Genomic DNA, 14,514 nt, shown 5'->3' with positions numbered 1-14,514 from the left:
GCGCTGTTGCCCGCATCGCGCAACCGCACTCGTGCAGGCGATCCTCGTGCTGCAGCTGGTGGAAGAAGGCCGCTACTCAGGATGAAAAGGGCTCAAGGTACTCCATACGGTCGTCTTCCCGTCGCCCGGCCGCGGATGGAGCGGTAGGTGCCGATGCAGCCTCAGCCGCGGTCGGAGATCCCGGGGATGACCGCGTGAGTGGCGCGGACGGCTTCGGCAAAGGCCTGTATCCGCTGGCCGTGCGGATGCGTGATGAGCTGGGCGAGTTGTCCGGTGCCGGAACTGATGCAGAGGGGCTCGGGGATAACAGCTCGACGTCGTCCAGCATGGCCACCTGCGCCGGGCCCAGGTCGGCGCGAGAGCGTAGGAAGCGCACCGGGTGGCGGTAGCGACCGTGTTCGGTGGCGACGTCGGCCAGGACCTCCACCACCACGTCCGGCTCGAGGGTCCGGCCGTCCGTAGACTCCGCCGTCCCACGCCGGTGGCAATAGCGGTGACCAGGGATGATCCGGCCGCCGCCTCGACGCTCAACCGGGTGGTCCGGCCGATCACGCAGAGACGGCCGGCCGCGTCGTAGCGGCCCAGCAAGAGTTTGTGGGGCCGGGGCAGGTCACCGGTCACGCCGCCGATGACGGCCTCCGTCGTGCTGCGGTACTTGAGCTTCTGCTGGGGTGAATTGAGTGTCGTGCACTGTCGTGCGAGCGCGGTGTTCATGGGGGTGTGCGACAGCTTCTGTAGGGGTTGGCGCATTGGTGTGGCTGGCCGCTTCCTGCTGGAGGTGGTTCGTGCGGACGTTCCCGGTGTGCTTGCCGTCTGGTGTTCGGTACTGGACGGTGCTCGACGACGGCCTGGAGATGCACGGGCCGGCGGAGAGTACGACGCAGGCGTACGCCACAGACGAATCAATGCGGTGCTGGTGGCGGTGCGGGAGTTCGTCAAGCACGCGGTGGCTTCGCCTGCATGTGCAACTGGCCGTCCGCGAAGGACGCGAGGCAATGATCACCGAGCGGCTGTCCGCACCGCACGCTCTCGGCCTGGCGGCACAGGTCGGTGGGCGGCTGCCGCTGCATTGCTCCAGCGTGTTGAAGGTGCTGCTGAGCCATGGTGTGCAGGAGCTGATCGGGAGCGTCACGGCGGCGTGCCGGTGGGCCGGGGCGCGGAGACTCCGGCCCACCGGGGGCACCCTACGGGGCTGGATAGTCCGAGATGTACACCGGCACACCGCCCTTGGTCATGTCGGCCGCGTCGCCCACGCCGTTGACGACGTGGTCGATCGTGCCGGCGGTGAGGTTGACGGTCATGATGTGGTGCAGCTTGACTCCCGGGGTCTGCGGAACCTCGAAGCCGTTCTCGGTGTGGATCTGCGGGTTGTTCTGGTTGAAGACGTACACACCAGCGCCGTAGAGGCGGTGCCTCTTCACGCGGTCGCCGACCTTGTAGCCGGCCCAGCCCTCGACGTCGCCGTTCATCCAGTCGGCCTGGGTCGGCGGGTCGTACGGCAGCTCGTTCTGGTACAGGATCGTCGTGCCGTCGTCACCGTTCCAGATGGTGTTGTACTGCTGGAAGTGCTCGACGAACAGGCCGGTCGCGGTCACGTGGTCGCCGTTGATGACGGCGCCGTTCCGGCCGGTGTTGGTGTTCCAGCGCTCGGTGTTGGTGAAGCCCTCGAGTCCGTGGTCGGCGCGCCACACCCAGGTGTGGTCGATGAGCACGTGGTCGCTGTTGACCTCGAGCGCGACGTCGGTCTTGCCGACGTGCGGTCCGCCGACGCGGAAGTACACATCCGACAGGGTCGTCGGATTGTCCGCCGAGCTCCAGCCCTTTCCGTGCCTGTCACCCACCCTGAGCAGGACCGGCGACTTCTCCAGACCCGCGTCGACGGTCACGCCGGCGACGACGACCCCGGGGACGTCAGCGACGTCGAGCGGGGTCGAGCCGTGGACGGCGGTGAGTGTGGCGTGCCCGAGACCGAGGACGACCGTGTTCGGGCGCTTGACCTCGATGCTTCGCGCGATGTCGTACACGCCGGGCGTGAGCAGCAGGTGCTTGCCGCGCGCGAGCTGGTTGTTGATGACCTGCACCGAGTCCGACGGCTTGGCGACGAAGAAATCGTTGATCGGCAGCGTACGGCCCGGCGTCATGCCGTCGGCCCACGAGATGCCACGCGTGCCCTTGCGGGCGGCGGGCACGCGGACCTTGTACCTGCCTTGTGCGTCGGCGTACAGGTAGGGCTTCTCCCGGCTGACCGGAGTGGTGTCGAGGGTGGTGTAGGGCGGATTCGGGAACCCGGCCTCGGTCGGCGCGCCGACGACGCCGGAGAAGACCTGGTTCCACACGCCGTTGGACCAGCCGGCGACCTCGGTGTTGCGGGTCAGCCACTGCTGCTGCGACCCGTTGGTGACGGACGGGAGCTTGGAGTCGGCGATGAAGCCGCCGCTGGCGTACTGCGGGCCGGCGGTGCAGTAGTCCATCAGCGACAGGTTGCCGCCGCTGATGTTGAGCCGGCGCAGGGACACCGCCTGGGAGACGGCCCAGAAGTTCGCCGACGACCTGCAGCCGTCCTGGCCGGTCGTGTTGACGTTGATCGACAGGTTGGACAGGGTGCGCCAGAAGTTGACGAGCGCCAGGCAGTTGCTGGTTCCGCCGTCGGCCAGGCAGCGGTTGTAGACCTCGACCTTGCCGTTGATGACAACGTCGGTGGGTGAGGCACCCAGGCCGGCGATCTCGGTGTAGTAGCCGACCTTGATCTGGAGTGGGTGTTCGGCGGTGCCGTACGTGCCGGGCTTGAAGAGATAGGCGTGGCGCGTGGTGCCCATCTCGTCGTCGACCTGGGCGGCGTGGGCGGCGTCGAGGGTCGCCTGGATGTCGCTGACCGGCATGCTCGGGTCGAAGACGGTGACGTTCGGCCCGAGATCGGGGGTACTGGGGGCCGGCGATGCGGCGGTGGCGGGCGTTCCTGTCGTCATGACGGCGGTCGCCAGGACGAGACCGAACGTTAACGCCCGACCGGGGCGGCGCATCGTGAGAGTCCCGTCGCCGGGAGGCTGGGTCGTCATGTGGTTGTCCTTTCCGCTGCGGGGGCAGCGCTGCATGGACTGGAGGGCATCGGAGGTGGATGAGATCCTTCGAGGGATGGCCCGCTACACCGCACCGCGAGAGAGCGCTCTCTGATTTCGGACGTTTCTATCGCGTGAACCGGCCGGATCACAAGTACACGGAGCGCGGCGCGCCCGCCGGTCGCCGGCCGCGCGCTTCCTCCGGCATCGGTGACTGTACGCCTGGTCTGTGCGCACGTGTCAACCAAGGAGCCCCTGTTCAAGCGGGTGCGGACGGGTTTCCGTCACGTACTGGTAACGACTGTTGACGTGACCGATACGTAGACGTATCGTTCCGTCAATCGATTAACGTCAATCGATTAACGAGGAGCCATGGCAGCCACCCTGAAGGACGTCGCCCTCCGCGCCGAAGTGTCGGTCGCGGCTGCGTCGCTGGTCTTGTCCGGCAAAGGCGCCGGCCGGGTCGCCGAGGCGACGGCCGAGCGGGTCCGGATGGCGGCGGCGGAGCTGGGCTATCGCGGTAACCGCGCCGCCCGCAGCCTGCGTACGCAGTCGGCTCCGCTGCTGGGCCTGCTGAGCCTGGGCGTGGCCACCCAGCCCTACGCCGGAACGATGCTCGAGGCCGCCCAGTCAGCCGCCCGCGAGCACGACTACGACCTGCTGTTCATCGAGGTCGGCACCCCGGACGCCATCGCCGAGAACCTGCGCCTGCTGGAGGAGCACCAGGTCGCGGGCATCCTGGTGGCCTCCTACTTCCACCGGGAGCTGGCCCTGCCGGCGCAGTTGCCCGCGCCCACCGTTCTCGTCGACGCGCTGTGCCCGGACCGCGACATCGACTGGGTGGTGCCCGACGAGTACGGCGGCGAGAGCGAGGTTCTGGAGGAGCTCGCCCGTGCCGGCCACCACCACGTCGGCTGGATCTGTGACACCCCGAGCTACCCCGCGACCACGCTGCGAACCAAGGCGTTCGAGGACGTCGCCGCGCGCCACGGATGGGACGACGACCCGCGACGCGTCGTCCTGACCGAGGGCACCAATGCCGCGGACGGCTACGCGGCCATGCTGCGGCTGCTCGAGCAGTTCCCGAAGGTGACGGCGGTCGCCGCCTTCACCGACCGCATGGCCATGGGCGTCTACATGGCCTGCTTCGAACGGGGCATCCGCATACCCCAGGACCTGTCGATCGTCGGATTCGACGACCAGGTCCTGGTGTCGGAAGCGCTCCGTCCCGGACTCACCACCGTGGCGCTGCCCCATCGCCAGATGGGCAAGTGGGCGGTGGGCCGACTCATCGAGCGCATCGAGTCGGCGGACGACCTGGCGGTCAGCCAGGTCCACATCAATGGCGGCCTCGTCGTCCGAGACTCGGTCGCCGCTCCGCGCACTGGTCGGGTCAGGACCAGTACGCGGAGGTGAGCAATACCCACGCAACGGCGCAGCCGTTGCCTCGCTTGGAGGGCATCATGTCGATACTAGCCCGGAACCTCCCCGTGGCCGCCCTGGGCGTCGCCGGTGCGCTGGCGCTCGCCGCCTGCGGCGGCGGCGGGACGAGCGCGGGGCCGACCGGTTCCGCCGCGACCACGTCGGGTGGCAAGACCAAGGTCACCATGTGGACGCACAACGCCGGCAACGAGGTCGAGCTCAAGCTGGTCCAGCAGGTCACCAACGATTACAACGCCTCGCAGGACAAGTACGAGATCACTGTCCAGGCGTTCCCGCAGGCGTCCTACAACGACGCCGTCGTGTCGGCCGCGGCGTCCAAGAACCTGCCGTGTCTCCTCGACGTCGACGCTCCGATCATGCCGAGCTGGGCGTACGCCAAATATCTTCAGCCGCTGACCGTGGACGCCAAGCTGACCGACCCGCTGCTGCCGGGAGTCAAGGGGATCTACGACGACAAGCTGTACTCGGTCGGCTTCTACGACGCCGCCCTCGGCATTCTGGCGCGCAAGTCCGTCCTCGAGGACAACGACATCCGGATCCCCACCGTTGACCAGCCGTGGACTTTGGAGGAGCTCGACGCGGCCCTCGCCAAGATCAAGGCCTCGGGCAAGTACGACTACCCCCTTTCCCTCGCCACCGGCTGGACCGGCGAGTGGTACCCCTACGCCTACTCGCCGCTCCTGCAGTCCTTCGGCGGCGACCTCATCAACCGCACCGACCTCTCCACCGCCGAAGGCGTCCTGAACGGCCCGCAGGCGATCAAGTGGGGCCAGTGGTTCCAGGGCCTGTTCAAGAACAAGCTGGCCAACCCCAAGGAATCCGTCGACGGCACGGACTTCGTGCAGGGCAAGGCCGCGATGCAGTGGGCCGGCTCCTGGAGCGTCGGCGACGCGATCAAGAAGTACGGCGACGACACCCTCATCCTGCCGCCGCCCAACCTGGGCAAGCAGCCCTACATCGGCGCGGGCTCCTGGCAGTGGGGAATGTCCGCGACCTGCCAGACCCCCGAGGCGGTCAACGGCTGGATCAGCTTCGCGCTGCAGGACAAGTACCTGTCGGCCTTCAGTGAGCAGCTCGGCAACCTGCCCGCCTCCGCCGGCGCGCAGGCGCTGGGCAAGAAGTTCAAGGAAGGCACCAAGGAGAGCACCTACCTCGAGCTCGCCCGCAAGTACGCGCTCATCCGCCCGCCGACACCCGCCTACCCGTTCATCGCCAAGACCTTCGAGAAGGCGGCGGCCGACATCATCGCCGGCGCCAACGTGCAGGACACGCTGAACGCCGCCGTCGACGCCATCGACAAGAACCTGGCCGAGAACAACAACTACCAGTGATCGGCCCCGGTCCGGGGCGTGCCGCCACCCACCCCGGACCGCCCCCACCTGTGAGGTCCACGTGTCCCTGACGCATGCCCGCGGCAGACCCAAGCGATCCGTCACCTACATGCGGGACCGGCCCAGGCGATGGCCGGGCCGACCCGCCGACCGCCGCAAGACCGAGGCGAGGGTGGGACGGCTGTTCACCGCGCCGGCGATGTTCCTGCTGCTGATCTTCCTCATCATCCCGATAGCCCTGGCCCTCAGCCTCGGCTTCACCGACGCCAAGCTCTCCTCGCCGCAACCCACCCGCTGGGTCGGCCTGTCCAACTTCGAAGAACTCCTGAGCATCAAGCACGTCACCCTCGACGAGGCCCGCGTCCGCGAGCTCGCCGGAGCCGACGGCACCGTCCGCACCGCCCTGCGCAGCCTGACCAAGAACGGCAGCGGCACTCCCTACGAGGGGATGTCGGTGCTGTCGGACTCCGCCGCCGCCGACGGCAAGAGCGGCAGCTTCTGGCTCGCCGGCGACCCGCTGTTCTGGAAGTCGCTGCGTAACACCGCCGTGTTCGCCCTCGTCATCGTCCCCGTCCAAGGAGGGCTGGGCCTACTGTTGGCGCTGCTGGTCAACAGCAAGTTCCGGGGGCGGGTGTTCTTCCGTACGGTGTTCTTCCTGCCCGTCGTGATGTCGATGGTCGTGGTGTCGATCCTGTGGGCCTTCATCTACGACAAGGACGGCCTGATCAACAACGCGATCAAGGCGGTGTACCCGTCCTGGGACCCGATCGCCTTCCTCGCCGACCCGTCCACCGCGCTTCCCGCCATCATCGTCATGTCGATCTGGCAGGCCGTCGGCTTCCACATGATCATCTGGCTGGCGGGGCTGCAGACCATCCCGGCCGAGCTGTACGAGGCCGCCAAGATGGACGGCGCGGGCCCCTGGCGCACCTTCACCTCCGTCACCTGGCCAGGTCTGCGGCACACCTTCGTGTTCGTCCTGGTCACCATCACCATCGCCGCTCTTGGGTTGTTCACCCAGATCAACGTCATGACCAAGGGCGGCCCGCTGGACTCCACCTCCACGCTCGTCTACCAGGCCTTCACCGAGGGCTACGGCAAACAGCGCATCGGGTACGCCTCGGCCATCTCCTTCGTGTTCTTCGTACTCGTGCTCTGCGTCGCGCTCATCCAGCGCCGGCTCACCAGGGAGAGGGACGCATGACCACCACCGTCAAGGCCCGCCGGACCCTCGCGCGCGCCGCCTTCTACGCCGCCTGCGCGCTGTTCTCGCTCGCCTTCCTGCTGCCCATGATCTTCATGATCGTGTCCAGCTTCAAAGGCAAGCTGCAGATCTTCGAAGACCTCGAATCCGTCCGGGCGTTCCTGCCCGTGGGTGACGTCGGCCCCGACAACTACCAAGGACTGTTCAGCCGGGTCCCGCTCGCCCGCTTCTACGCCAACTCCGTGCTCGTCTCGTTCCTCGTCGTCGGGCTCGGGCTGGTGATCAACAGCCTGGCCGCCTTCGGCATCGCCCGGATGCGCTGGCGCGGGCAGGGGATCGTCATGGGGGTGCTCATCGCGACCCTCATCGTGCCGTTCGAGACGCTCGCGCTCCCGCTGCTGTACTGGGTGAACGAGCTGCCCTATCTCTCCTTCGCCACCGGGACGCCCGAGCTGACCACCGGCTGGATCAACACCTACGCCGTGCAGATCGTCCCGTTCATCGCCAACGCGTTCTCGATCTTCCTGTTCGTACAGTTCTTCAAGTCCATCCCCCGCGACATAGACGAGGCCGCCTTCATCGACGGAGCGGGCTTCCTGACCGTCTACCGGCGCATCGTCGTCCCGCTGAGCGGACCGGCCTTCGCCACCAGCGCCATCCTCACCTTCCTGCCCATCTGGAACTCCTACCTGTGGCCCACGATGGTCGTCCAGGAGGAGAGCCTGCGGCCCCTCCCCGTCGGCCTGGACTACTTCTTCCAGTCCAACACCGCCGAGGGCGTGCCATGGGGCCAGATCATGGGCTACACCACCCTGGTCACCCTCCCGATCATGGTGCTTTTCGTCATCTTCCAACGCAGCTTCGTGGCCAGTGTGGCCAACAGCGGAATCAAGGGGTAATCAATTGTTGCGACTCGCGGACAGCTGGATCTGGGACTCGTGGTACGCCTACGACGGCGCGCTCCACCACGTGTTCTACCTCCGGGCCTCCCGCGGCCTCGGGGACCCCGACCGCCGCCACCGCCACCCGAGCGTCGGCCACGCCGTCTCCGCCGACCTGCGGGACTGGACGGTGCTCCCCGACGCGCTGACGGTCTCGGACTCCCCGGCGTTCGACGACTGGACCACCTGGACCGGCAGCGTCGTACGCGACGACGCCGGGCTGTGGCGGATGTTCTACACCGGCACCACCCGGCAGGACGGCGGCGACATCCAGCGCGTCGGCGTCGCCACCTCGACGGACCTGCTCGTCTGGCACAAGCACCCGCCGCGCACCGTCCTGGAAGCCGACTCCCGCTGGTACGAGAAGCACGGCCAGTCCGAATGGCCGGAAGAAGCCTGGCGGGACCCATTCGTCTTCCGGGGCGAGGACGGCCAATGGCACATGTACGTCACCGCCCGCGCCGGCCACGGCGATTGGCGAAGCCGTGGCGTCGTCGGGCACTGCACCTCCACCGATCTGGAGCAGTGGCACATCCAGCCGCCGCTGACCGAGCCCGGCGCCGGTTTCGGCCACATCGAGGTCGTCCAGGCCGAAGTCGTCGACGGCACTCCCACGCTGATCTTCTCGTGTGCGAGCGCCCAACTCGACGACGACGCGCGCCGCCGTTACGGCACCGGCGGGATCTTCAGCGTCACCGGGCCCAGCCTCCACGGCCCCTTCGACATCTCCACCGCCCGCCTGTTCCCCGACACCTCGCTCTACGCCGGTCGCCTCGTCCAGCACGACGGCCGCTGGCACCTGATGGCGTTCCGCGACCTCGTCGACGGCCGCTTCGTCGGCGAACTCGCCGACCCCGTCCCCGTCACCAGCACGCCGGATGTGGGCCTGATGCCCGCCGTCGACCGCAGCGCGGCCCACCGGTAGCTCTTCCACCGGGTACGGCGAAGAAGGATGGTTGGCGCCGCTCTCGCCGGTCGTCGGTGCCGACTTCGATCGAATTCCAGCAGCCGCAACGGCCGCCCCCACTCGGCCAGCCGGGCGGCCTGGCCGGCTGAGTGCGAGCAAGGCATGAGCAAGGCGGCGCCCGCTGGCAGATCACGTTGCCCGAACTCCGGCATTCGCCGCCCGCCTGCGCCAAGCTGGGGTGCCGAACAGCGTCGGCACCTTCGGCTACGCGCCGCACCACCCAACCCAGCCGACGCTGAACTGCCCGCCAGGTGCAGTGAGCCGTACCAGGCGCGGGCTTCGACTGTCGTCGGCAGTCTGCATGCCCAGTGCCAGGACGCCGGCCGTGGGCACTACGGCGACCCCTCCCATGCACGTCAGATGGAATCACCCATCGGGACCGTGTCACCGCGCGGGCGCCGGATGTTGAGCCGGTTCAGCGTCGTCAGCGCGTCACCGCTCTGGCCGTCAGGGCCAGGAGTTCACCGGAGGGGGCGGAAGAAGGCTCTGATGTCCTCGACGAGCAGGTCGGGTGCCTCCATCGCGGCGAAGTGGCCGCCGCGGTCGAACTCCGACCAGTGCACGACGTTGTGCTCGCGCTCGGCGATCCGCCGGACCCCGGCGTCGCCGGGGAAGACGGCGACGCCGTGCGGCAGTGCCGAGTACTCGGCCACCGCCCCCCAGCCCTTCTGCCCTTCCTTGTAGAGACGGGCGGCCGAGGCGGCGGTCTGGGTGAACCAGTAGATGCTCACGTCGGTGAGCAGCTGGTCGAGGTCCACCGCGGTCTCGGGCAGCTCGCGGGCCGGGTCGGTCCACTCCTTGAACTTCTCCACGATCCACGCCAGTTGCCCCGCGGGCGAGTCGTGCAGCCCGAACGCGAGGGTCTGCGGCCGGGTCGCCTGGATGATCGCATAACCGGCTCGGTCCTGGTCCTGGTACTGGCCCAGGCGGGCGAGCTCCGCATGGGTGAGCCCCTCGAACTCGGCCGGGTCACCGGTCGGGAACCCGAGCGCGCCGTTGACGTGGACCCCGGCGACGTTCTGCGGCGCGGCGCGGCCGAGCATCGGTGAGATGACCGAGCCGCTGTCGCCGCCCTGTGCGCCGTATCGCCGGTAGCCCAGCCTGTCCATCAGCTCCGCCCACGCCCGGGCGACCCGCTGCAGGTCCCAGCCGGTTTCGGCGGTCGGACCGGAGAAGCCGAACCCGGGAATCGACGGGGCGACGACGTGGAACGCGTCGGACCGGTCGCCGCCGTGCGAAGCCGGGTCGGTGAGCGGGCCGATGACCTTCATGAACTCGGCGACCGAACCCGGCCAGCCATGCGTGATGATCAGTGGCAGCGCGTCGGTTTCGGGCGAGCGGACGTGCAGGAAGTGAAGGTTCTGCCCGTCGATCCGGGTCGTGAACTGGGGGAAGGCGTTCAGCCGTGCCTCGGCGGCACGCCAGTCGAACCCGGTGCGCCAGTACTCGGCCAGGTTCTTCGCGTAGCCGACGGGGACCCCGTAGGACCAGCCCACACCGGGCAGCTCGTCCGGCCAGCGGGTCGCCGCCAGCCGGCCGTACAGGTCGTCCAGCTGCGCCTGCGGGATGTCAATTCGGAAAGGGGTAATGCGCAGGTCGTCGTTCATGTCTGTCACGGTAGATACCGGTTAGGACAACTCCCGTCCTAGGATTATCGCCATGTTGGAGACCTCGGCGCGGCTGCTGCGGCTGCTGTCGCTGCTGCAGACCCCCAAGGACTGGTCTGGCGCCGAGCTGGCCGAACGGCTCGGTGTCTCGGCCCGTACGATCCGCCGCGACATCGACCGGCTGCGCGAACTCGGATACGTCGTACATGCCACCGCGGGCACACCCGGCTACCGGCTCGGCGCCGGCGCGGGACTCCCGCCACTGCTGCTCGAAGACGACGAGGCGGTCGCGGTCGCCATCGGGCTCGGCACCGCCGCCGTCTCCGGCGTGACGGGCATCCAGAAGACCTCGGTCCGCGCTCTCGCCAAGCTCGAGCAGGTCCTCCCGCCCCGGCTCCGGAACCGCGTCGGCGACCTGCGGTCGGTCACGGTCCCGCTGGCGGGCCCCGCCACGGCCGTGGACCCCGCCGTGCTCACTGGGATCGCCGCGGCCGTCCGCCACCGGGAAAGCCTGCGTTTCGACTACCGCTCCCACAGCGGCACCGAGGCCCGCCGGACCGCTGAGCCGTACCGGCTGGTGAACTCGGGACGCCGCTGGTACCTGGTGGCGTGGGACACCGGCCGAGACGACTGGCGCACCTTCCGCGTCGACCGGCTGCGCCTGCACACCCCCAACGGGCCACGTTTCACACCCCGCGAGCTGCCCAGCGCCGATCTCGTCCGCTACGTCTCCGAGCGGATCTCCGTCGACCCCTACCGCTACCGCGGCCGGTTCACGGTGCATGCCCCGGCCGACGTCATCGCCGCCCGGATGCCGCCGACGATGGCGGTGGTCGAGCCGACCGACGACGGCGCATGCATTCTCAGCGCAGGATCGCACTCCCTCGACGAACTGGCCATGTGGATGGCGCAACTCGGCGTCCCGTTCGAGGTTCACGAACCGCCCGAACTCATCCAGCACATCCGCGCGCTCGGCACCCGCCTCGTCGATGCGGCCCGGCATCACACGCCCGCCTGAGGCACGGTGGGATGCTGAAGGGTGTCACCGGTTGCCAGGAAGCATCCCCCTGCTGCGCAGAGGCTCTGATCGTCGTCCTCATCCTCATGACGGCCTACGGCCCAAGGGGATGAGAACCCCGCACCAGTGGGACGCCGGCGCCCCCGTACGCGGTTGCACGCATTCATCGGTACGTGGACATCAGACGACGTCGTAGGTCAGGTGCGTCGCGGTCGAGGTCGAGATCACGCTCCGCTGCACCAGCGTGCGCGGTGCTCCGCCGGTGAACAGCGGCGTCCCGGCGCCCAGCACGACGGGCGCGAGGTGCAACGACAGCACGTCGACCAGCCCGGCGGCCAGCGCCGAGCCGATCGTGGCGCCGCCGCCCATGAGAACGACATCGAGGTCCTCGCCGCGGTCGGACGACGCCGCCTGCGCACGCTCACGCGCGGCGGCGACGGCATCGCGCAGACCGGTGGTGACGAACGTCCAATCGAGGCCGGTGAGCCGCACAGACTCCGGCGGCGAGCTCGTCACGACGACGAACGCGGGCTTGCCGACCTCGCCGGCGCCGTAGCCGACGTCGTCGTTCCAGCCTTTCGGCCCGTCGACCACGTCGAAGAGCCGGCGACCGAGGATGACGGCGCCCGAGCGGGCGGTCGACTCGCGCAGGACCTGGCGGTCGCCGGGGTCGTCGGAGAACGCCCAGGTGTGCAGGGCCTCGCCGCCGGTGCCCAGACCGTTGTCGAGGTCGGGGTCAGGCCCGGTGACGAAGCCGTCGAGGGAGAGTGAGATGTCAGCGATGATTCGAGCCATGATGTCCACCTTGTGTTAGGTGATTTTGAGGGTGAGTGGAGGGTGCCAGACGGCGCGCTCAAGGTGCTGGTCGACCAGCCCGATTCCGCCGGAGACCATCGGCCATCCACCCACAGTGCGCCTCTTTGATCCCCGCGACCAGTCAGACAAACGCCGACTCCAGCGTCAGGGCTGCTGCGGTGGCGGGCCGTCGGGCAGGTCGCGGTCGGCGAACATGGCGATCAGGCGGCGCACCGGCATGCCGGCCTCGGTGGGGTAGCGGAAGTCCAGGTCGGTGTTGAGGGTGTAGCGGTTGTGGCGGCCGACCCGTTCGCGGGTGAGGTATCCGGCGTCGTGCAGGTCGTTGACGATGCTCTGCACGGTGCGTTCGGTGATGCCGATCCAGGAGGCGATCTCGCGCAGGCGTACTTCGGGGTTGCGGGCGATCTCCAGCAGCACGCGGGCGTGGTGGGTCAGGAAGGTCCAGGCCGGGGTCTCGTGACCGGGCTGCATGGCGCTCACACTTTCAGTCCATGGTGACGGGCGGTGTTGATTTAGTGACTATCTTCCAAGTTTATAGTGAAAGAGCTTTCATGTAACCCTCTTCAGGGTTTACGGTCGAGAGAGCACTGAAGTCCCGTATCGATCGAGGAGGCGGATACGCGATGTCTGAACAGGCGGACGGCCGCCATGCCGATGACCTGGCCGCGTGGATGACTGACGTGACCCCGCTACGCCTGACCAGCCGAGCCCTGATCGGCGGCACCCTCGTCGAGGTGGCGGGCGAGGTGGACGCCGCCACCGCCGCCCAGTTGACCGCCTACATCGAGCGTGAGCATCCGGATGCCGGCCTGCCGCTGGTGCTGGACCTGTCCGGGGTGAGTTTCATGGACAGCTCCGGCCTGCACGTGCTCGTCCAGCAGTGCCACCGTCACGATGAGCATGGCACCGGCCTGTACCTGGCCGCCCCGCACGAACGGGTGAAGCGCATCCTGGAGCTCACGGGCGTCGATCAGATCCTGCACACCTATGCCGTGCTCGATCAGGCGCTGCTGGCCGCCGATGTGATCGATCCCACGCCGCGGTCCGCGGCATGACCTGACGCTCTGGCCGTGGGTTCGCCGCATCGAGGATGGGCTTGCGGTAGTCCCGGAGGTCGCCGAGAATCCAGGCGATCATCTTGGCGCTCGCTGCCGAAAAACCGGGAAGGCTGGTCTTTGCGCGAGCCCGAAAGATGGGACGGTGACCGTCCCATGTCGCGGCGACACACGGAGTCCCAGCAGTCGCAATCACCTGTGCGGTGATACACCGCCCGGGCTGTCGGATGCGGCATTCGCGAACGACGAGCTAATCCTTCAGGCCGGCGCTGAGGTCGGCGTTCATCACGTACTTCTGGAAGATCAGGTAGATCACGACAAGGGGGATCATGGACAGGACCGACGCCCCGAGCAGGACCGACCAGTTGACGTTCTCCGCGCCCACGATGCTCGCGACGCCGATCTGCAGGGTGAACTCCTTCGGGTCGTTGAGGATCACGAGGGGCCAGATGTAGTCGTTCCACCGCCACTGGAACGACATGATGGCGAGGGTCATGATGATCGGCCGGGAGAGCGGGAGCATGATCCGGACGAAGGTCGACAGTTCCCCGCTGCCGTCGATGCGGGCCGCGTCCAGCAGGTCGCGTGGCACGCTCAGGAAGAACTGGCGGAACATGAAGGTGCCCGTCGCCGTGATCACCGAGGGGGCCACGACGCCAGCGAGACTGTTGTACAGGCCCAGGTCGCGGACGATGAGGAACAGGGGGGAGAGGATGACCTCGCCCGGCAGCATCGTGGTGGCCAGGACGCAGATGGTGAACGCCCGCAGCCACCAGTTGGTGTACTTCGCCAGGGCGTAGCCGCAGGTCGCGCTCGTCAGGATGGTGATGAGGGTCGCGGACACGGCCACGATGAGGGTGTTGCCGAAGTAGCGGCTGAAGTCGAAGCTCGTCCAGGCCTCGGTGTAGCCGGAGATGGTCGGCTGCGTCGGGAAGAGGGTCAGCGGATAGGAGAACAGCTCTCCCGCCGGTTTGAAGGAGCTGAGCAGGAACCACAGGACGGGAACGCCGTACAGGGCGACCATGAACCACAGGGCCGCCGTCGCCCAGACCTTCTTCGGCAGCAGGTTGTCCATC

The 14,514-nt window shown here is 68.1% G+C and carries 13 protein-coding genes and 1 pseudogene; 9 read left to right on the top strand and 5 right to left on the bottom strand.

The genetic code is table 11. From position 1 onward, the window contains the following. A pseudogene (locus ACIBI9_RS39870) lies at positions 1-85 on the top strand (IS5/IS1182 family transposase); the annotation flags it as partial. Positions 86-379: 294 nt separating this feature from the next. Continuing rightward, a complete protein-coding gene (locus tag ACIBI9_RS39865; protein WP_397230263.1) occupies positions 380-577 on the top strand; it encodes a hypothetical protein in 198 nt (65 codons plus the stop codon). A gap of 607 nt (positions 578-1,184) precedes the next feature. Here the strand turns inward: ACIBI9_RS39865 and ACIBI9_RS39860 are convergent. Beyond that, on the bottom strand, positions 1,185-3,056 hold the full coding sequence (locus tag ACIBI9_RS39860) for an adenylyl cyclase (RefSeq protein WP_397230261.1): 1,872 nt from the start codon (positions 3,054-3,056) through the stop codon (positions 1,185-1,187). A 372-nt stretch (positions 3,057-3,428) separates the two neighbouring features. Here ACIBI9_RS39860 and ACIBI9_RS39855 point away from each other — a divergent pair, with 372 nt between their 5' ends. From ACIBI9_RS39855 to ACIBI9_RS39835, 5 genes are all read left to right on the top strand, one after another. Next, the gene (locus ACIBI9_RS39855; protein WP_397230259.1) at positions 3,429-4,472 is read left to right on the top strand and encodes a LacI family DNA-binding transcriptional regulator; all 1,044 of its coding nucleotides are present in this window, start codon (positions 3,429-3,431) and stop codon (positions 4,470-4,472) included. A gap of 47 nt (positions 4,473-4,519) precedes the next feature. Beyond that, positions 4,520-5,830: an ABC transporter substrate-binding protein gene (locus ACIBI9_RS39850; RefSeq protein ID WP_397230257.1), complete on the top strand. Its 1,311-nt coding sequence runs from the start codon at positions 4,520-4,522 to the stop codon at positions 5,828-5,830. A 61-nt stretch (positions 5,831-5,891) separates the two neighbouring features. Beyond that, entirely contained in the window at positions 5,892-7,034 is a 1,143-nt protein-coding gene (locus tag ACIBI9_RS39845) for a carbohydrate ABC transporter permease (RefSeq protein ID WP_397230255.1), read from the top strand. Continuing rightward, a complete protein-coding gene (locus ACIBI9_RS39840; RefSeq protein WP_397230253.1) occupies positions 7,031-7,933 on the top strand; it encodes a carbohydrate ABC transporter permease in 903 nt (300 codons plus the stop codon). The genes ACIBI9_RS39845 and ACIBI9_RS39840 overlap by 4 nt, the downstream gene beginning before the upstream one ends. A gap of 4 nt (positions 7,934-7,937) precedes the next feature. Then, positions 7,938-8,900 (top strand): hypothetical protein, encoded by a 963-nt coding sequence (locus ACIBI9_RS39835; RefSeq protein WP_397230251.1) that lies wholly within the window; start codon positions 7,938-7,940, stop codon positions 8,898-8,900. Between the two features lie 503 nt (positions 8,901-9,403). Here ACIBI9_RS39835 and ACIBI9_RS39830 read toward each other — a convergent pair. Continuing rightward, positions 9,404-10,549, bottom strand: a complete 1,146-nt coding sequence (locus tag ACIBI9_RS39830; RefSeq protein WP_397230249.1) for an epoxide hydrolase family protein — start codon at positions 10,547-10,549, stop codon at positions 9,404-9,406. A 52-nt stretch (positions 10,550-10,601) separates the two neighbouring features. Between ACIBI9_RS39830 and ACIBI9_RS39825 the strand changes: the two genes are divergently transcribed. Then, complete coding sequence (locus ACIBI9_RS39825) at positions 10,602-11,567, top strand: helix-turn-helix transcriptional regulator (protein ID WP_397230247.1); 966 nt, start codon at positions 10,602-10,604, stop codon at positions 11,565-11,567. 180 nt (positions 11,568-11,747) lie between these two features. On the opposite strand, the gene ACIBI9_RS39820 is transcribed toward ACIBI9_RS39825, so the two are convergent. Together ACIBI9_RS39820 and ACIBI9_RS39815 are read right to left on the bottom strand one after the other, a co-directional pair. Continuing rightward, positions 11,748-12,362 carry a dihydrofolate reductase family protein gene (locus tag ACIBI9_RS39820; RefSeq protein ID WP_397230246.1) on the bottom strand — a complete coding sequence of 205 codons (615 nt, stop codon included), beginning with the start codon at positions 12,360-12,362 and terminating at the stop codon, positions 11,748-11,750. A 165-nt stretch (positions 12,363-12,527) separates the two neighbouring features. Next, entirely contained in the window at positions 12,528-12,854 is a 327-nt protein-coding gene (locus ACIBI9_RS39815; RefSeq protein WP_397230276.1) for a helix-turn-helix transcriptional regulator, read from the bottom strand. 152 nt (positions 12,855-13,006) lie between these two features. On the opposite strand from ACIBI9_RS39815, the gene ACIBI9_RS39810 reads away from it, so the two are divergent. Next, on the top strand, positions 13,007-13,438 hold the full coding sequence (locus ACIBI9_RS39810; RefSeq protein WP_397230245.1) for an STAS domain-containing protein: 432 nt from the start codon (positions 13,007-13,009) through the stop codon (positions 13,436-13,438). 250 nt (positions 13,439-13,688) lie between these two features. On the opposite strand, the gene ACIBI9_RS39805 is transcribed toward ACIBI9_RS39810, so the two are convergent. Beyond that, positions 13,689-14,513: a carbohydrate ABC transporter permease gene (locus ACIBI9_RS39805; protein ID WP_397230243.1), complete on the bottom strand. Its 825-nt coding sequence runs from the start codon at positions 14,511-14,513 to the stop codon at positions 13,689-13,691. Position 14,514: the final 1 nt, after the last annotated feature.

This window comes from Nonomuraea sp. NPDC050451, from assembly GCF_044458585.1.
The sequence above is the reverse complement of the archived record's forward strand: the minus strand, read 5'-3'. Positions and strand labels throughout refer to the sequence as shown.